The sequence below is a fragment of the Streptomyces sp. NPDC031466 genome (genome assembly GCF_055581265.1).
The window spans coordinates 589,669-606,997 of sequence record NZ_JBVIJT010000002.1 but is presented as its reverse complement, the minus strand read 5'-3'; the positions used below and the strand labels follow the sequence as shown (position 1 = coordinate 606,997).

At 71.4% G+C, this 17,329-nt stretch carries 13 protein-coding genes; 4 read left to right on the top strand and 9 right to left on the bottom strand.

Annotation, left to right across the window (positions count from 1 at the left end; translation table 11 throughout):
* The first annotated feature begins 251 nt into the window (after window positions 1–251).
* Window positions 252–1,166: a carbohydrate kinase family protein gene (locus ACZ5GP_RS05565; protein ID WP_468749529.1), complete on the top strand. Its 915-nt coding sequence runs from the start codon at window positions 252–254 to the stop codon at window positions 1,164–1,166.
* A 103-nt stretch (window positions 1,167–1,269) separates the two neighbouring features.
* Here the strand turns inward: ACZ5GP_RS05565 and ACZ5GP_RS05560 are convergent, their stop codons facing one another.
* The gene (locus ACZ5GP_RS05560) at window positions 1,270–2,034 is read right to left on the bottom strand and encodes a crotonase/enoyl-CoA hydratase family protein (RefSeq protein WP_468749528.1); all 765 of its coding nucleotides are present in this window, start codon (window positions 2,032–2,034) and stop codon (window positions 1,270–1,272) included.
* 147 nt (window positions 2,035–2,181) lie between these two features.
* A complete protein-coding gene (gene uvrA / locus ACZ5GP_RS05555; RefSeq protein ID WP_468749527.1) occupies window positions 2,182–5,331 on the bottom strand; it encodes an excinuclease ABC subunit UvrA in 3,150 nt (1,049 codons plus the stop codon).
* Window positions 5,332–5,558: 227 nt separating this feature from the next.
* On the opposite strand from uvrA, the gene ACZ5GP_RS05550 reads away from it, so the two are divergent.
* Together ACZ5GP_RS05550 and ACZ5GP_RS05545 are read left to right on the top strand one after the other, a co-directional pair.
* A complete protein-coding gene (locus tag ACZ5GP_RS05550; RefSeq protein ID WP_468749526.1) occupies window positions 5,559–6,251 on the top strand; it encodes a maleylpyruvate isomerase family mycothiol-dependent enzyme in 693 nt (230 codons plus the stop codon).
* A 10-nt stretch (window positions 6,252–6,261) separates the two neighbouring features.
* Window positions 6,262–6,918: an MBL fold metallo-hydrolase gene (locus ACZ5GP_RS05545; RefSeq protein WP_468749525.1), complete on the top strand. Its 657-nt coding sequence runs from the start codon at window positions 6,262–6,264 to the stop codon at window positions 6,916–6,918.
* Between the two features lie 37 nt (window positions 6,919–6,955).
* Here the strand turns inward: ACZ5GP_RS05545 and aroQ are convergent, their stop codons facing one another.
* The gene (gene aroQ, locus ACZ5GP_RS05540) at window positions 6,956–7,429 is read right to left on the bottom strand and encodes a type II 3-dehydroquinate dehydratase (RefSeq protein ID WP_468749524.1); all 474 of its coding nucleotides are present in this window, start codon (window positions 7,427–7,429) and stop codon (window positions 6,956–6,958) included.
* A gap of 76 nt (window positions 7,430–7,505) precedes the next feature.
* Here aroQ and ACZ5GP_RS05535 point away from each other — a divergent pair, with 76 nt between their 5' ends.
* Window positions 7,506–8,555, top strand: coding sequence for a S66 family peptidase (locus tag ACZ5GP_RS05535; RefSeq protein WP_468749523.1), 1,050 nt, complete (start codon window positions 7,506–7,508; stop codon window positions 8,553–8,555).
* A 53-nt stretch (window positions 8,556–8,608) separates the two neighbouring features.
* Here ACZ5GP_RS05535 and ACZ5GP_RS05530 read toward each other — a convergent pair whose 3' ends face one another.
* The 6 genes from ACZ5GP_RS05530 to ACZ5GP_RS05505 all read right to left on the bottom strand — a co-directional run bounded on the left by ACZ5GP_RS05530 (window position 8,609) and on the right by ACZ5GP_RS05505 (window position 17,161).
* Window positions 8,609–9,709 carry a calcium:cation antiporter gene (locus ACZ5GP_RS05530; RefSeq protein WP_468749522.1) on the bottom strand — a complete coding sequence of 367 codons (1,101 nt, stop codon included), beginning with the start codon at window positions 9,707–9,709 and terminating at the stop codon, window positions 8,609–8,611.
* Between the two features lie 77 nt (window positions 9,710–9,786).
* The gene (locus ACZ5GP_RS05525; RefSeq protein WP_468749521.1) at window positions 9,787–10,791 is read right to left on the bottom strand and encodes a TerC family protein; all 1,005 of its coding nucleotides are present in this window, start codon (window positions 10,789–10,791) and stop codon (window positions 9,787–9,789) included.
* A 289-nt stretch (window positions 10,792–11,080) separates the two neighbouring features.
* Window positions 11,081–13,213, bottom strand: a complete 2,133-nt coding sequence (locus ACZ5GP_RS05520) for a TerD family protein (protein ID WP_468749520.1) — start codon at window positions 13,211–13,213, stop codon at window positions 11,081–11,083.
* An 82-nt stretch (window positions 13,214–13,295) separates the two neighbouring features.
* Window positions 13,296–13,874: a TerD family protein gene (locus ACZ5GP_RS05515; RefSeq protein WP_358586492.1), complete on the bottom strand. Its 579-nt coding sequence runs from the start codon at window positions 13,872–13,874 to the stop codon at window positions 13,296–13,298.
* Between the two features lie 165 nt (window positions 13,875–14,039).
* On the bottom strand, window positions 14,040–16,193 hold the full coding sequence (gene uvrB, locus ACZ5GP_RS05510; protein WP_468749519.1) for an excinuclease ABC subunit UvrB: 2,154 nt from the start codon (window positions 16,191–16,193) through the stop codon (window positions 14,040–14,042).
* A gap of 62 nt (window positions 16,194–16,255) precedes the next feature.
* Complete coding sequence (locus ACZ5GP_RS05505) at window positions 16,256–17,161, bottom strand: MHYT domain-containing protein (RefSeq protein WP_468749518.1); 906 nt, start codon at window positions 17,159–17,161, stop codon at window positions 16,256–16,258.
* Between the last annotated feature and the right edge of the window lie 168 nt (window positions 17,162–17,329).

Here is a 17,329-nt window from a genome sequence, read left to right as displayed (position 1 = left end):
GTGTCTCCACAGGTCAGGGGCATCGGTGACGGATCAGACCATACCGGCGGGAGAGCGGCGGACCGGGTGGGGTACGCATGTGCCCGCACCCGCTGCCCGCGCACGGCCGCGGGGCGCGGCCGAGGGCTCGCACCTGGGCGAGGGGCCGCTCGGGGCCGAGCGGTCGCGCACGGCCTAGCCTGGGCGGGGACGCCGGGTCGCGTGACGTGTGGCCCGGACCGAGCCCAGGCAGCGCCCGAGAGGAACCGCCCGTGATAGTCGTCGCCGGAGAGGCCCTGATCGACCTCGTGCCCGAGGGACGGGAGGCGGGGGCCGGGCTCCCCGTGCTCGCGCCGCGCCTCGGCGGCGGCCCGTACAACACCGCCGTGGCACTCGGCCGCCTCGGCTCGCCCGTCGCCTTCTGCTCGCGCGTGTCGCGGGACGCCTTCGGCGAGGCCCTGCTGGACGGGTTGCGGGCGGCCGGCGTCGACCTCTCCTGCGTCCAGCGCGGCCCGGAGCCGACGACGCTCGCCGTCGCCTCGATCGGCGCGGACGGCTCGGCCGGGTACTCCTTCTACGTCGAGGGCACGGCCGACCGGCTCTTCAGCGCTCCGGAGCACCTTCCCGACGGCGTGCGCGCGATGTCGTTCGGCACCTGCTCGCTCGTCCTGGAGCCGGGCGCGAGCGCGTACGAGGAGCTGCTGCGGCGGGCGGCGGCGCGCGGGGTGTTCACGGCGCTCGACCCCAACGTACGGTCGGCGCTGATCCCCGACGCGGACGCCTACCGGGCGCGGTTCAGGAGCTGGCTGCCGTCGGTCTCCCTGCTCAAGCTGTCGCAGGAGGACGCCGACTGGCTCGGCGGCGGGCCCGAGGAGTGGCTGGCGGCCGGGCCCTTTGCCGTGGTGGTCACCCGGGGCGGCGAGGGCCTGTGGCTGTACACGCGGGACGGTATGGAGCTGCGGGTGCCCGGTGAACGGGTCGACGTGGTGGACACCATCGGCGCGGGCGACACCGTCAACGCGGCGCTGCTGCACGGCCTCGCGGCGCGCGACGCGCTCTCGGCGGAGGCCTCGGCCGGATTGGGCGCCAACGGCTGGCGCGACGTGCTGCGCTTCGCCGCACGGGCGGCGGCGGTCACCTGCTCACGGGCGGGCGCGGAACCTCCGTACGCGGTGGAGCTTCGCTGACGCCGGGGTTGCTTGTCGGGGTCTGCTCGGGGATGCCTGTCCGGGTCCGCTCGGGGCAGCGCGCCCGGGTCGCCCACGAGGGCCGGGGCCGCCCCCGGGGCGCTCACCCCTCCGTGAACGCCCCGTGGCGTCCCGCGCCCGCCGTGAACCGGGCGGCGCCCTCGGTGGCCTCCGCGAGGGAGTGCAGGCCGTGGCGTAATTCTCCCGCCATGGCTTCCCGCTCGGACAGGCCGCCCTGTTCGAGGAGGGAGAGCCGGTCGTGCCGCAGGCAGGTCTGCGGGAACGCGGCGATCTCGGCGGCGAGGCGTTCGGCGGCGGCGCGCGAGGTGCCGGTGGGGACCGTGCGGTTGACCAGGCCCATGCCGAGCGCCTCCGCCGCGCCCACCGGGCGGCCCGTGAGGATCAGGTCCATGGCGCGGCCCTCGCCGATCAGCCGGGGCAGCCGCACGGTTCCGCCGTCGATGAGGGGGACGCCCCAGCGGCGGCAGAAGACCCCGAGGACGGCGTCCTCCTCGGCGACCCGCAGATCGCACCAGAGCGCCAGTTCGAGGCCGCCCGCGACGGCGTGACCGGAGATCGCCGCGATCACCGGCTTGCCCAGCCGCATCCGGGTGGGGCCCATGGGGCCGTCCCCGTCCTCCGTCACGTCGTTGCCCTCGGGCGTCCCGATGGCCTTCAGGTCCGCGCCCGCGCAGAAGGTCCCGCCCTCGCCCCACAGGACGGCGACGGATGCTTCGGGGTCGGCGTCGAAGGCGCGGAAGGCGTCGGCCAGGGCGTGGGCGGTCGGTCCGTCGACGGCGTTCCGCGCGGCGGGCCGAGACAGCACGACGGTGGTGACGGGGCCGGTGCGTTCACTGCGTACGGACATGTTCGCCAGCCGACCACGGCCAGGGCCGCCCCCACAAGAACGCGTCACCCCCTGCACCGCACGGCGAAGCGCCCCGCCCCCGGACGGGGGGCGGGGCGCTTCGGTCGGCCGGGGACGCCGGTCAGGCCTTGCGGGCGGTGACGCCGGTCAGGCCTTGCGGGCCCGCGTCGTCTTCTTGGCAGCCGCCTTCTTGACGGCGGCCGTCCCCTTGGTGGCAGCCGTCTTCTTGGCGACGGCGGCCTTCTTCGCAGGCGCGGCCTTTTTGGCGGGGGCAGCCTTCTCGGCGGCCACCTTCTTCGCGGCACCGGCCTTCTTCGCGGGGGCGCCCGTCCTGGCCGTGGCCGTCTTCTTCGTGGCCGTGGCGCTCGCCGCCACCGCCCGCTTCGCGGCCGGCTTCTTCGCCGGGGCCTTCTTGGCCCGCGCCCGCCCCTGCGAGGGCAGCGCGTCGCTGATCCGGTCCGGCGAGATGATGTCCCGCAGGAACTTGCCGGTGTGGCTCGTCGTCACGCCCGCGACCTCCTCGGGCGTGCCCTCGGCGACGACCAGGCCGCCGCCGTTGCCCCCCTCGGGGCCCATGTCGACGACCCAGTCCGCGGTCTTGATGACGTCGAGGTTGTGCTCGATGACGATGACCGTGTTGCCCTTGTCGACCAGCCCGGACAGGACCGTGATCAGCTTGCTGATGTCCTCGAAGTGCAGACCGGTGGTCGGCTCGTCCAGGACGTACACGGTCCGGCCCGTGGACCGCTTCTGGAGTTCGGAGGCCAGCTTCACGCGCTGGGCCTCACCTCCGGAGAGCGTGGGGGCGGACTGGCCGAGGCGCACGTACCCGAGGCCGACGTCGGTGAGCGTCCGCAGGTGCCGGGCGATGGCGGGCACGGCCTCGAAGAAGCCGAGCGCCTCCTCGATCGGCATGTCGAGGACCTCGGCGATGGACTTGCCCTTGTAGTGCACGTCCAGCGTCTCGCGGTTGTAGCGCGCGCCGTGGCAGACCTCGCACGGGACGTACACGTCCGGCAGGAAGTTCATCTCGATCTTGATGGTGCCGTCACCGGAGCAGTTCTCGCAGCGACCGCCCTTGACGTTGAAGGAGAAGCGCCCGGGGAGATAGCCCCGCACCTTCGCCTCCGTGGTCTCCGCGAACAGCTTGCGGACGTGGTCGAAGACGCCGGTGTACGTCGCCGGGTTCGACCGGGGGGTGCGGCCGATGGGCGACTGGTCGACGTGCACGACCTTGTCCACGAGGTCGTCGCCGTCCACGCGCGTGTGGCGGCCGGGAACGGAGCGGGCGCCGTTCAGCTCCCTGGCCAGGTGCGTGTAGAGGATGTCGTTGACCAGCGTCGACTTGCCGGAGCCCGAGACGCCCGTGACGGCCGTGAGGACGCCGAGCGGGAAGGAGACGTCGATGTCCTGGAGGTTGTTCTCGCGGGCACCGTGCACGGTGAGCTGCCGGGCCGGGTCGGCGGGCCGGCGCACGTCCGGGACCGGGATGGACTTCTTGCCCGAGAGGTACTGCCCGGTGATCGACTTGTCGTTGGCGAGCAGCTCCTTCATGGAGCCGCTGTGCACGACCTTGCCGCCGTGCTCGCCCGCGCCGGGGCCGATGTCGACCACCCAGTCGGCGACCTTGATGGTGTCCTCGTCGTGCTCGACGACGATGAGTGTGTTGCCCATGTCGCGCAGGCGTACGAGGGTCTCGATGAGCCGGTGGTTGTCGCGCTGGTGGAGGCCGATGGACGGCTCGTCCAGGACGTAGAGCACGCCGACCAGGCCGGAGCCGATCTGGGTGGCCAGGCGGATGCGCTGGGCCTCGCCTCCGGAGAGGGTGCCGGCCGCGCGGTTCAGCGAGAGGTAGTCCAGGCCGACGTCGACCAGGAAGCGCAGCCGTTCGTTGACCTCCTTGAGGACGCGCTCGGCGATCTTCTTGTCGCGGGCGCCCAGCGTCAGCTCGGCGAGGAAGTCCGCGCAGTCGCTGATGGACATCGCGGAGACCTCGGCGATGGACTTCCCCATGACCGTGACCGCGAGGACGATCGGCTTGAGGCGCGTGCCCTCACAGGTGGGGCAGGGCACCTCGCGCATGTAGCCCTCGAAGCGCTCGCGGCTGGCGTCGCTCTCGGCCTCGCTGTGGCGGCGCTTGACGAAGGGGACGGCGCCCTCGAAGGCCGTGGTGTAGACCCGCTCGCGGCCGTACCTGTTGCGGTAGCGCACCTCGATCTGCGTCTTGTGGCCGTACAGCAGGGCCTTTTTGGCGCGCTGCGGCAGGCCGGCCCAGGGCATGTCGGTGGAGAAGCCGAGGGCGTCGGAGAGGGCGCCCACCAGCCGGGCGAAGTAGTCCTTGGTGTGGCCGTGCGACCAGGGGTGGATGGCGCCCTCGTCGAGCGACTTGTCCTCGTCCGGGACGATCAGCTCGGGGTCGACCTCCATGCGCGTACCGATGCCCGTGCAGTCGGGGCAGGCGCCGAAGGGCGAGTTGAAGGAGAAGGAGCGGGGCTCCAGCTCCTCGAACGACAGGTCGTCATAGGGGCAGTAGAGGTGCTCCGAGTACATGCGCTCGCGCTCGGGGTCGTCCTCGGCCAGGTCGACGAAGTCGAGCACGACCATGCCCGAGGAGAGGCCGAGGGCGGTCTCCAAGGAGTCGGTCAGGCGGCGCTTGGCGGAGTCCTTCACCGTGAGGCGGTCGATGACCACCTCGATGGTGTGCTTCTCCTGCTTCTTCAGCGTGGGCGGCTCGGAGAGCTGGATCGTCTGGCCGTCGACCCGCGCGCGGGAGTACCCCTTGGTCTGGAGGTCGGCGAAGAGGTCGACGAACTCGCCCTTGCGCTCGCGCACCAGCGGGGACAGGACCTGGAAGCGGCTGCCCTCGGGCAGTTCGAGGACCTTGTCGACGATGGCCTGCGGCGACTGGCGGGTGATGGGCCTGCCGCACTCGGGGCAGTGCGGCTTGCCGATGCGCGCGAAGAGCAGGCGCAGGTAGTCGTAGACCTCGGTGATGGTGCCGACCGTCGAGCGCGGGTTGCGCGAGGTCGACTTCTGGTCGATGGAGACCGCGGGCGAGAGGCCCTCGATGAAGTCGACGTCGGGCTTGTCCATCTGCCCGAGGAACTGCCGGGCGTACGAGGACAGCGACTCGACGTACCGCCGCTGGCCCTCGGCGAAGATCGTGTCGAACGCGAGCGAGGACTTGCCCGACCCGGAGAGTCCGGTGAACACGATGAGGGAGTCACGCGGGAGGTCGAGCGAGACGTTCTTGAGATTGTGCTCGCGCGCGCCACGGACGATGAGACGGTCGGCCACGCCGGTCCGCACCTTTCTAGAGAGAAGTGACAGGGACGAAACCCCGTCTTTCACAGACTAGGGCGAGCCACTGACAACGCCGGGCTGGTTCCCCGGTTCACCTGTGGAACACATCCGGACCGTCAAGAATGCCCGATGCCACGTCCGACCATATAGCACGCACATTCGATTACCGAGGTGACCTGGACACCTTCACCCGGACGTGTGACGCAGCTATCGTCGGCCCCATGATTGATCATGTGCGCGACCTGGCGTCTGTACGTGACGCGACCGAGCGGCTGCTCACCGCAGCCGCGGAACTGAACAACGATTCGACCGCCGGGCCGTCACGGCTGCCGGGCTGGACCCGCGGCCATGTCCTCGCCCACCTGGCCCGGAACGCCGACGCGCTGGTGAACGTCCTTGCCGGCCGGCCCATGTATCCCAGCGCCGAGGCCCGGGACGCGGACATCGAGCGGGACGCCCCGCGGCCGCCCGCCGCACACCTCGCCGACCTGCGGGAGAGCGCGGCCCGCTTCGAGGCCGAGGCCGCCGTCCCCGCCGACTGGTCCCGCACCGTCACCCTGCGCAACGGCGTGACGGACTCCGCCTCCCGCGTGCCGTTCCGGCGCTGGGTCGAGGTGGAGCTGCACCACGTCGACCTCGGCGTCGGGTACGAGCTGGAGGACCTGCCGGCGGAGTTCGTCCAGCGGGAGATCTCGTTCCTGACGGCACGCTTCTCGGGGAACCCCGATGTGCCGCCCACCCGCGTCTCGGACGGCACGCGCGCGTGGAGCACCGGTCGCAAGGGTGCCCCGGACGACGCCGCCATCACCGTCAGCGGCCCGGCGCCGGACCTGGTCGGCTGGCTCTCCGGCCGCCGCGACGGCTCCGCCTTGACGGCCGAAGCGGGCCTCCTGCCCGCCCTGCCCCCGCTATAGGCTGACGGACATGACGTACAGCGGAGCGGTGAAGGTCGGCGGGCCCGCGGATGTGCACGAGCTGCCGGACCTGATGATTTCGAAGGTCGCGGTCGGACCGATGGACAACAACGCGTACCTGCTGCGGTGCCGGGCCACCGGCGAACAGCTCTTGATCGACGCGGCCAACGACGCCGAGACGCTGCTGACGCTGATCGGTGACGACGGCATCGCGTCCGTCGTCACCACGCACCAGCACGGCGACCACTGGCAGGCGCTCGAAGCCGTCGTCACGGCGACCCGCGCGCGGACGTACGCGGGCCGCGAGGACGTCGAGGGCATCCCCGTGCCGACGGACGTGGCGGTCGACGACGGCGACACCCTCCGGGTCGGCCGCGTCGAGCTGACCGCCCGCCACCTGGTGGGCCACACGCCGGGCTCGATCGCGCTCGTCTACGACGACCCGCACGGCCACCCGCACGTGTTCACCGGCGACTGCCTCTTCCCTGGCGGTGTCGGCAACACCTGGAAGGACCCGGAGGCGTTCACGAGCCTCATGGACGACGTCGAGACGAAGATCTTCGGGTCGCTCCCCGACGAGACGTGGGTCTACCCCGGCCACGGCAACGACACGACGCTGGGCGCCGAGCGGCCCCATCTCGCGGAGTGGCGCGCGCGGGGCTGGTGAGACGGGGAGGGTGAACCGGGGGGGACGAGGGGACGCGTCACGCGCCGGCGGCCACCAGCGCCGCCACGCGCTGCACGGCGAACGCGTACCCCTGCACCCCGCACCCGGCGATGACGCCGTCGGCGCGCTGCGAGACATAGCTGTGGTGCCGGAACGCCTCGCGCTGGTGGATGTTGGAGATGTGCACCTCCACCACCGGCAGCCCGTCACAGGTGTTGAGGGCGTCCAGGATCGCGACGGACGTGTGGGAGTAGGCCGCGGGGTTGATGACGATGCCCGCGTGGTGCTCGCGCGCCTCGTGGATCCAGTCGACCAGCTCGCCCTCGTGGTTGCTCTGCCGCAGGTCCACCGTGCCGCCGTGCGCGGCCGCCGCCTCGGCGCACAGGACCTCGACGTCGGCGAGGGTGTCGGAGCCGTAGATCTCGGGCTGGCGCTGCCCGAGGAGGTTCAGGTTCGGCCCGTTCAGGACCATGATCGGGGCGGTGGCGAGGCTGCGGGTACCGAGGGTCATGGAGGAGGTCTATCACGCCGGTGGCGTGCGGCAACTCGCGTGCGCCCCTGGGGATCACGGCCCTACGCTGCTCCGCATGACCATCGAGCCGCTGTATCCGCCCAAGCCCGCGCCCGGTGACCGCGTCGCCGTGATCTCGCCGTCCAGCGGCCTGCCGGAGCTCTTCCCCCTCCCCTACGAACTGGGCCTGAAACGGCTGCGCGAGGAGTTCGGCCTCGTACCGGTGGAGTACCCCTCGACGCGCAAGATGGGCGCCACGCCGCGGGAGCGGGCCGACGACATCCACGCGGCGTTCGCCGACCCGTCCGTCAAGGCCCTCGTCGCGAGCATCGGCGGCGACGACCAGATCACCGTACTGCCGCACCTGGACCGCGAGTTGATCCGCGCCAACCCGAAGCCGTTCTTCGGCTACAGCGACAACACCAATCTGCTGGCCTTCCTCTGGCAGTGCGGCATCGTCGGCTACCACGGCGCGTCCGTGATGTGCGAACTCGGCCGGCCGGGCGCGATGGCGCCCCTGACGGAGCGTTCGCTGCGCGCCGCGCTCTTCACGTCCGGGCCCTACGAACTGTCCCCCGCCGAGCGCTACCGCGACGTCGACCTGCCCTGGGAGGACCCCGCCCACTTCGCCGAGGAACCGCCGACCGAGCCCGGTGACGGCTGGTACTGGCACCGCCCCGAGCGGGTCGTGGAGGGCCGTTCCTGGGGCGGTGAGCTGGAGATCCTCTCGTGGCTCCTGATGGCGGACCGCGAGATCTCGCGGGACCTGTCGGCGTACGACGGCTGCGTGCTGTTCCTGGAGACCTGCGAGGAACTGATCAGTGCCGAGCAGGTGTTCCGCATCCTGCGCAACATGGGCGAGCGCGGCTTGCTGCACCGCTTCCCCGCCCTCCTGATGGGGCGGGCCAAGGCCTGGTCCTTCGCCCGCCCCCAGGACGCCGAGGCGAAGGCGGCGTACGCGCGTGAGCAGCGGGAGGCCGTACTGCGGGCGCTCGACCTGTACGCGCCGCGGACCATGGCGGTCTTCGACGTGGACCTCGGGCACACCGACCCGCAGGTGGTGATCCCCTACGGAGGGTTCGTGCGGGTCGACGGGCCGGCGCGGCGCGTCACGGTGACGTACTGAGGTGACCGCTCGGCGGCCGGACCGAAGACGGGGGCGGGGCCGCCCCGCAGGTCCTACGGCGTGACCGCCAGCTCCAGGTACGCGGCGAACAGCACCAGGTGGACGCCGCCCTGGAGCGGGGTGGCGCGGCCCGGTACGACCGTGAGCGTGCCGACGATCACCGTGAGGGCGAGGAGCACCATATGGGTCGCGCCCAGGCCGAGGACGAGCGGCCCGGACAGCCACACGGAGGCGACCGCGACGGCCGGGATGGTCAGACCGATGCTGGCCATGGCCGAGCCGAGGGCGAGGTTCAGGCTGGTCTGCACGCGGTCGCGGCGGGTGGCGCGCACGGCCGCGATGGTCTCGGGGAGCAGCACGAGCAGGGCGATGATCACGCCGACCACCGCGTGCGGCATGCCGGCGCTCTCCACGCCGGACTCGATCGTCGGCGAGACGCTCTTGGCGAGCCCCACCACGCCGATGAGCGCCAGTGCGAGCAGTCCCAGGCTGACCAGTGCCTGCCGCGAGGAGGGCCCCTCGGCGTGGCTGTCGGCGTCGATGACCTCGCCCTGTTTGGTGAGGGGCAGGAAGTAGTCGCGGTGGCGCACGGTCTGGGTGGTGACGAACAGCCCGTACAGGACGAGCGCGGCGACGGCGGCGAAGGTGAGCTGGCTGGTGGAGAACTCCGGGCCCTGCTTGGTGGTGGTGAACGTCGGCAGGACCAGGCAGAGGGTGGCCAGGGTGGCGACGGTCGCGAGGGCGGCGCCGGTGCCCTCGGGGTTGAAGACGGCGACGCGGTGGCGCAGTGCTCCGACCAGGAGGCAGAGTCCCACGATGCCGTTGCAGGTGATCATCACGGCGGCGAAGACGGTGTCGCGGGCGAGTGTGGAGCTCTTGTCGCCGCCGTCGGCCATGAGGGTGACGATCAGCGCCACCTCGATGATCGTCACCGCGATGGCGAGGACGAGTGAGCCGAAGGGTTCGCCGACGCGGTGTGCGATCACCTCGGCGTGGTGCACGGCGGAGAGCACCGCTCCCGCGAGGACCAGTGTCACCACGGCGACGACCACGCCGGGTAGATCGCGCCCCCAGGTGAGGGCGAGGAGGACGACCGCGAGGAACGGGACCACGGTCGTCCACCGCATGACGAGCGCCCGGAGCCGAGTGACCATGGTTCGATGCTCCTCCGGGCGCTCAGGTGTCGCTACTCGGTGCCGCCCCCCTGGGGGGCGGTCAGGTGAGGGGGCGGTCAGGCCTCGATGCTGTCCTTCTCGGTCTCCCCCGCGGCCGCGGTCTCGGCCGCCGCCTTCCGCTCCTGCTTCCTGGAAGCGACGAGGCTGGTGATCGTGGTGATCACCAGGACGCCGCAGATCACGGAGAGCGAGAGCGGGATGGAGATCTCGGGGACGTGCACCCCGGACTCGTGCAGGGCGTGCAGGACGAGCTTCACGCCGATGAAGCCGAGGATCACCGACAGCCCGTAGCTGAGGTGGACCAGCTTCCTGAGCAGTCCGCCGATGAGGAAGTACAGCTGTCGCAGACCCATCAGGGCGAAGGCGTTGGCGGTGAAGACGATGTACGGGTCCTGGGTGAGGCCGAAGATCGCCGGGATGGAGTCCATCGCGAAGAGCACGTCGGTGGTGCCGATGGCGAGCATGACGACCATGAGGGGCGTCATGATCTTCTTGCCGTTCCTGCGGATGAACAGCTTCGTGCCCTCGTACCGGTCCGAGACGCCGAACTTCTTCTCGACGGACTTCAGGAGGCGGTTCTCCTCGAACTCCTCTTCCTCGTCGTCGGAGCGCGCCTCCTGGATGAGCTTCCAGGCGGTGTAGATCAGGAAGGCGCCGAAGATGTAGAAGACCCAGGAGAAGTTGGCGATGACCGCGGCGCCGGCGGCGATGAAGATCGCGCGCAGGACCAGGGCTATCAGCACACCGAACAGCAGCACGCGCTGTTGGAGGTGGGAGGGCACCGAGAACTTCGCCATGATCAGGATGAAGACGAAGAGGTTGTCCACGGAGAGGGACTTCTCGGTGATGAAGCCCGCGAAGAACTCGCCGGACGCCTGGCTCTCCCCGGCGACCAGCAGGCCGACGCCGAAGAGCGCCGCGAGGACGATCCAGACGACCGTCCAGATTCCGGCTTCCTTGATCGACACGTCATGGGGCTTGCGCCCGATGAGGAAGTCGACCGCGATCAGGGCACACAGACCTAGAACGGTCGCTACCCACACAGTCATTGAAACGTCCACTGCGCCTCCGGCGTCGTACGGCTACTGATCAGCGTCGTCGCTGCCGGAGGTCTCTTCCACCCGGGGCGGGCACCGCCGCGCCTCGGGCCGACGCCCCGGGACCGATGGCGGTCCGTATTGACGGGTACGTCGCAGTCGGGAGTACTCCCCTCCGCTGACACCAGAGTACGCGAAACACCAAGGATTGGTAAAGGCGATGGCAAACAAAAGCCAAAAGTCCAGCTCGGCGGGGTCCTAAAGTCGCTTTACCGCTACGACCGCGCGGCTCTTCGCGGGGCGGGCCGCGCCCTCACCGGCCGCCGGTGCGGCGGGCCGTGGCGACCCGGGCCAGGGTCTCGCGAAGGGTCTGACCGTCCGGCGGGAGGACCGGCGGGTCGTACGTCCAGGTGTGGCCGACCCAGGGATCGGCGAGGTGGTCGTCGGGCACCGGGGTCAGGCGCAGGAGGGCGCGCCACAGCGGGTCGAGCAGCGGGCCGTACTCGGCGGCGTCCTCGCGGTCGGCGACCATCATGAGGTGGACCCCGACGGCCGGGCCCTCGTCCGCGAGGTAGCGCAGCCGGGTCACGGCGCGGTCGTCGAAGCCGTGGGGGAAATCGTTGACGATCAACAGCTGCTCGGCCGTGTCCAGGTCCGGGGGCAGCGCGTCGGTGGCGCCGCCGCGGATCGCCATCTGCACCAGGTCGACGCGTCGGGTGAGCCGGGCGAGGACCTCGGTGACACCGGCCGCGCCGGACGCCGGGGGCCCGGCGAGGACTCCGGCCGTGACCAGCGGGGCGAGGGCGGCCGTCGCGGCGCCCGCCGGGTCGATGACGTGCACCTGGAACTCGCCCGGCGGGTGGACCGCGAGCAGCCGCGTGGCGTGTACGACCGCGGTGTCCATGGCCAGGCGGCGCAGCTGCGCGGGGTCGGTGCGGTGGTTGGTGAGGGCCTTGCCGCTGTCGATCCACAGGCCGCGCTCCAGCGGCAGCCGCACCAGCATCGGGATGCGCAGGCCGGGGCGCTCGGGGAGGTGGACGTCGCCGAGGCGCAGGGCCATCGGGACCTCCATGGGCACGCGATAGGCGTGCCAGACGGGGCTGCTCCACGCCGCGAACGCCGGGGGCAGGGCGGGTTCGACGACATCGGCCTCGGCGGTGAGCTGGGCGAGGTCGCGGTCCAGGGCCGCCCTGGCCCGGCCGACGAGGTCGGCGTGCCGGGCGCGGGCGCGCTCGCGGGCGGCGTCACCGGCGCCGCCGATGCGGCTGCGGGGGTCGGCGAGGGCCTTGTCCAGCTCCTGCTCCATGCGGGAGTCGGCGAAATCGACGGCGCTTCGGTAGGCCGCCGTGGTGCGGGCCAGGTCCTCGAACATGCCCCACACCTGGTTGTAGAGCCGCTCGTCCATGGACCAGCCGGTGGCGTCGCCCGCGACGGGCTGCGCGGGCCGGCCCGGCTCGGCAGGTGGTGCGGCGGGGGGCGGTGCCGGGGGCGCGGTGGTCCGACGGCCCGGGTGGGTGTAGTCGACGGGGCCGCCGCCTCCCGCCCTGTCGCCCGAGGTGGCGGGGGCTGTGGGGCTGTCACCGCCCGGCTGCGGTGGAGACGGGGCGGACCGCCCTTGTGCCGGGCCTTGGCGGGCTTGGTGGGCCGGGTCTTGGTGAGCCGGGTGAGCCGGGTCTCGGTGAGCCGGGTCTCGGTGAGCCCAGTCCTGGTGGGCCTGGTAGGCCGGGTCCGGGTGAGCCGGGTCCGGGTGAGCCGGGTCCTGATGGGCCGGGTGGGCCGGGTGGGCCGGGTGGGCCGGGTCCTGGTGGGCCGGGTCCTGGTGGGACTGGGCGGCGGCGGTGCGTGTGCGGGCGTCGTCAGCGGGCCGGGGCGGTGGCGCGGCCACGGAGCGGGCCAGGCCCCTGGCCACGGTGTCGTCGATGGCGGCCGCCAGCTCGCGGGCCTCGGGCAGGCCCTGGTCGGCGAGCATCTCGGCGAGTCCGCCCGCGTACCCCTGGCCGACGGCGCGGACCTTCCAGGCGCCCTGGCGGCGATACAGCTCCAGGGCGACGACGGCGGACTCGGCGTCGAGGCCGGTGATGGTGAAGCCGGCGATCTCGGTGCCGTCGAGTCCGGTGACGGTGACGAAGGGGGCGGCGAGGCCGCGGAAGGTGGCCGGACCGGCGACACCGAGGGGCAGCGCCAGCAGGACGTCGACCCGGTGGACGGCGTCCGGCAGGGCGTCGAGGTCCACGGCGAGGCGGTGCTCGGCGGCGGCCTGCCGGGAGACCTGGAGGCCCGGCAGGGCGGGCGAGCCGGGGTGGGCCACCCACTCCACGCCGCGCACCTTGCCGTGGACGTCGCTGAGCGTGGCCCCCGCCACGACCGGCTTCCCGGCCGAGACGCGGATCTCCAGGCGGGTCCCGGGCAGCGGGTGGTTCTGCCCCCGCACCAGCTCGGCCGTCATCGCGTTCTTCCCCCTCGTACGTACGGGACGTGCCGCGGCGGCGCCCCGGAGCGCTGCCGCGTGTCTACAGGTGCGGCGGCGGCTAGAGGTGCGGCAGCATCGAGGGCATCAGGTCCTGGAAGGTGCGGCCGTTGGCGGGGTTGCCGAGGGCCGTCATCTGCCAGCCCGCGCCCGCGCGGTGGACCTTCGCCATGATCTGGGCGGTGTACTGGCCGCCGCCGTCGAGGGTGTAGCGAGCCAGCTCCTGGCCGTTGGTCTCGTCGACCAGGCGGCAGAACGCGTTCTGCACCTCCTGGAAGGTCTGGCCGGTGAAGGAGTTCACCGTGAAGACGATCTGGTCGATGTGGACGGGGACCCGCTGGAGGTCGACCAGGATCGCCTCGTCGTCCCCGCCCTTGCCGACGCCGCCGACGAGGTTGTCGCCGGTGTGGCGCACCGAACCGTCCTGGCTGACCAGGTGGTTGAAGAACACGACGTCGACCGGCTGCTTGTCGGCGAAGAGGACCGCCGAGGCGTCCAGGTCGATCTCGCGGGTGCGGGTGCCGAACAGGCCGCGGCGCGGGGCCGCCTGCCACCCGAGTCCCATGCGCACCGCGGACAGGGCGCCCCCGTCGTCCTTCTGCAGGCTGATGGCCTGACCCTTGGTCATGTTGACCGTCACGCGCTGTCCCCTCTCGAACTGCCTCGGCAACCGCCTCTCGCGGTTGCCCGGCAGCCTATGCAGTGCGGGTCGCCGCGGTGCCTCGCGGGCCGCACATTGTGGCGGTCCTGCAACAGAGCGGCCGACGGCCCGATCTCCCCTCCCCCAGCCGTGCTTCCGGGCCCGCTAGGCCTGGCCCGCCTCCTTCATCTGCCGCAGCTCCTTCTTCATCTCCGACACCTCGTCGCGCAGTCGTGCGGCGATCTCGAACTGCAGGTCGGCGGCGGCCGCGCGCATGCGTGCGGTCATCTCCTCGATCTGCTCGGCCAGCTCGGCCGCGGGGCGGTCGGTCGGGACCTGTGCGCCCTTCTTGCCCTTGGCCTTGGCGGAGGTGGCGGCCTTGCCGGCCTTGGCCGCCTCGCCGCCGAGCGCGGGCACCGGCGCCTTGGCGCCCTTGCCCGCCTTCGGCTTGCGGTAGTCGGAGCCGAGCAGCTGTTCGGTGTCGACCTCCTCGCGCGCGATCGCCGACACGATGTCGTTGATCTTCTTGCGCAGCGGCTGCGGGTCGATGCCCCGCTCCTTGTTGTACGCGATCTGCTTCTCCCGGCGACGGTTGGTCTCGTCGATGGCCTTCTCCATCGCCGGGGTGATCTTGTCGGCGTACATGTGGACCTGGCCCGAGACATTGCGCGCCGCGCGGCCGATGGTCTGGATCAGGGAGGTGCCCGAGCGCAGGAAGCCCTCCTTGTCCGCGTCGAGGATCGCCACCAGGGAGACCTCGGGCAGGTCGAGGCCCTCGCGCAGGAGGTTGATGCCGACCAGGACGTCGTACTCACCGGCGCGCAGCTCGCGCAGCAGCTCGACGCGGCGCAGGGTGTCGACGTCGCTGTGCAGGTAGCGGACCTGGATGCCCAGTTCCAGGAAGTAGTCGGTGAGGTCCTCGGCCATCTTCTTGGTGAGCGTGGTGACCAGGACGCGCTCGTCCTTCTCGGTGCGCGTGCGGATCTCGTGCACCAGGTCGTCGATCTGCCCCTCGGTGGGCTTGACGACGACCTCGGGGTCGATGAGGCCGGTGGGGCGGATGATCTGCTCCACGAAGCCGTCGCCGCGCGACAGCTCGTACTTCCCCGGGGTGGCCGACAGGTAGACGGTCTGGCCGATGCGGCCGAGGAACTCCTCCCACTTCAACGGGCGGTTGTCCATGGCGGAGGGCAGCCGGAAGCCGTGGTCGACCAGGGTGCGCTTGCGGGAGGCGTCGCCCTCGTACATCGCGCCGATCTGGGGGACCGTGACGTGCGACTCGTCCAGGACGAGGAGGAAGTCCTCGGGAAAGTAGTCCAGGAGGGTGTTGGGGGCGGTGCCGGGGGCGCGGTCGTCGAAGTGCATGGAGTAGTTCTCCACGCCGGAGCAGGAGCCGATCTGGCGGAGCATCTCCAGGTCGTACGTGGTGCGCATGCGCAGGCGCTGGGCCTCCAGCATCTTGCCCTGCTTCTCCAGCTCGGCCAGGCGCTCGGTCAGCTCCTTCTCGATGCCGGTGACCGCCTTCTCCAGGCGCTCCGGTCCCGCCACGTAGTGCGAGGCGGGGAAGACGTACAGGTGGTCGTCGTCGCCGATGACCTCGCCGGTGAGGGGGTGGAGGGTGGAGAGCGCCTCGATCTCGTCACCGAACATCTCGATGCGGACGGCCAGCTCCTCGTAGACCGGAAAGATCTCGATGGTGTCGCCGCGGACCCGGAAGGTGCCGCGGGTGAACGCCAGGTCGTTGCGGGTGTACTGGATGTCGACGAAGCGGCGCAGCAGCTGGTCCCGGTCGATCTCGTCGCCCACCTTGAGCGGGACCATGCGGTCCACGTACTCCTGCGGGGTGCCGAGGCCGTAGATGCAGGAGACGGAGGCGACCACGATCACGTCGCGGCGGGTCAGCAGGGAGTTCGTCGCGGAGTGGCGCAGCCGCTCCACCTCCTCGTTGATCGAGGAGTCCTTCTCGATGTAGGTGTCCGACTGCGGGACGTAGGCCTCGGGCTGGTAGTAGTCGTAGTACGAGACGAAGTACTCGACGGCGTTGTTCGGCAGCAGCTCGCGGAACTCGTTCGCCAGCTGGGCGGCCAGCGTTTTGTTCGGCGCCATCACGAGCGTGGGGCGCTGGAGCTTCTCGATCATCCACGCGGTGGTGGCCGACTTGCCGGTGCCGGTCGCGCCGAGGAGGACGACATCCTTCTCACCTGCGCGGATGCGCCGCTCCAGCTCGGCGATGGCCGCCGGCTGGTCGCCGCTGGGCTGGTACGGACTGACGACCTCGAAAGGTGCCACCGTGCGTTCGATCTTGGATACGGGCCGCATGGAATCCACCGTACGACCCAGCACTGACAACCGGGCGGGATCGGCCGCTCAGCGGTGCTTCCTCACCAGTTCTGCGGCGTGCGCGAGCCGGGCCGCCGACTGCCGCGGCGGGGCGCGGGGACACGCCGGACGCCCGGGCGCTGGGCGGGGTACGAGCGGGCCGGGTGGCGGGGACGGACCACACCGCCGGGAGGAGCGGGCCGGCCGCCCCGCGCGCGGTTCCTGGGGTCCTGGTGGCCGCCCATCACCATCAGCGGGTCGAACATCACGATGACGCCCGCCAGGAGCAGGAAGGCGAGGGGGCCGATCATCATCGGCGCGAGGATCTCGGCGGGCGAGGCGCCGGGGGGCTCGGCGCCGGGGCCGTGCAGATGGACGCTGAGGGCGGCCATTCCGGTGTAGTGCATGCCGCTCACGGCCAGGCCCATGACGAGACTGGCACCGAGGCTCCACAGGAAACCCCTGACCTGTGCGGCCGCCCACAGCGCGGTGGTGGCGGCGACCATGGCGATCACCACGGACGCGGCGACCGTGAGGGTGTTGTACTCCAGCGTCCCGCGAAGACGCATACCGGCCATTCCCAGGTAGTGCATCGACGCCACGCCGAGGCCCGTGATCGTCCCGCCGGTGAACAGGGCGGTGCCGGTGGCGCCTCGGTAGCCGACGATGAAGATGCCGATGCCGACCATGAGGATGGCCACGGCGAGACTCGCGAAGGTCAGCGCCTTGTCGTAGTGGATGGGCGCCTCCTCGACGGTGAAGCCCATCATCGCCACGAAGTGCATGGTCCAGATTCCGGAGCCGATCGCGGCCGAGCCGAGCGCGAGCCAGCCGGGCCGCCAGGAGTGGGCGAGGAGCAGCGATCTGGTGGTGCAGCGCAGGCCGAGCGCTCCCCCGAGACAGGCCATGACGTAGGCCACCACCGGTGTGACGACTCCGTAGCTGAACCCGTCGACCGTGCCCTGCATGCGAGGTAGCCCTTCCGCCTATGGTGATCAAATGCTCTTAATCGCCCCATTTACCCCCCGCCGTCGGCCGGCTGAGAGACCGTCGACTGAGGCAGAGAGTAAAGCTCACTCCGGGACGCCCGACCGATTTTCCGGCAAAGAAGCGCGTTACCCGCGCGCGGGGTCCTC

Excerpts from the sequence above, each read along its gene's own strand:
- ACZ5GP_RS05560 (WP_468749528.1), bottom strand. The coding sequence starts at position 2,034 with ATGTCCGTACGCAGTGAACGCACCGGCCCCGTCACCACCGTCGTGCTG.
- ACZ5GP_RS05550 (WP_468749526.1), top strand. The coding sequence starts at position 5,559 with ATGATTGATCATGTGCGCGACCTGGCGTCTGTACGTGACGCGACCGAG.
- ACZ5GP_RS05545 (WP_468749525.1), top strand. The coding sequence starts at position 6,262 with ATGACGTACAGCGGAGCGGTGAAGGTCGGCGGGCCCGCGGATGTGCAC.
- aroQ (WP_468749524.1), bottom strand. The coding sequence starts at position 7,429 with ATGACCCTCGGTACCCGCAGCCTCGCCACCGCCCCGATCATGGTCCTG.
- ACZ5GP_RS05535 (WP_468749523.1), top strand. The coding sequence starts at position 7,506 with ATGACCATCGAGCCGCTGTATCCGCCCAAGCCCGCGCCCGGTGACCGC.
- ACZ5GP_RS05530 (WP_468749522.1), bottom strand. The coding sequence starts at position 9,709 with ATGGTCACTCGGCTCCGGGCGCTCGTCATGCGGTGGACGACCGTGGTC.
- ACZ5GP_RS05520 (WP_468749520.1), bottom strand. The coding sequence starts at position 13,213 with ATGACGGCCGAGCTGGTGCGGGGGCAGAACCACCCGCTGCCCGGGACC.
- uvrB (WP_468749519.1), bottom strand. The coding sequence starts at position 16,193 with ATGCGGCCCGTATCCAAGATCGAACGCACGGTGGCACCTTTCGAGGTC.
- ACZ5GP_RS05505 (WP_468749518.1), bottom strand. The coding sequence starts at position 17,161 with ATGCAGGGCACGGTCGACGGGTTCAGCTACGGAGTCGTCACACCGGTG.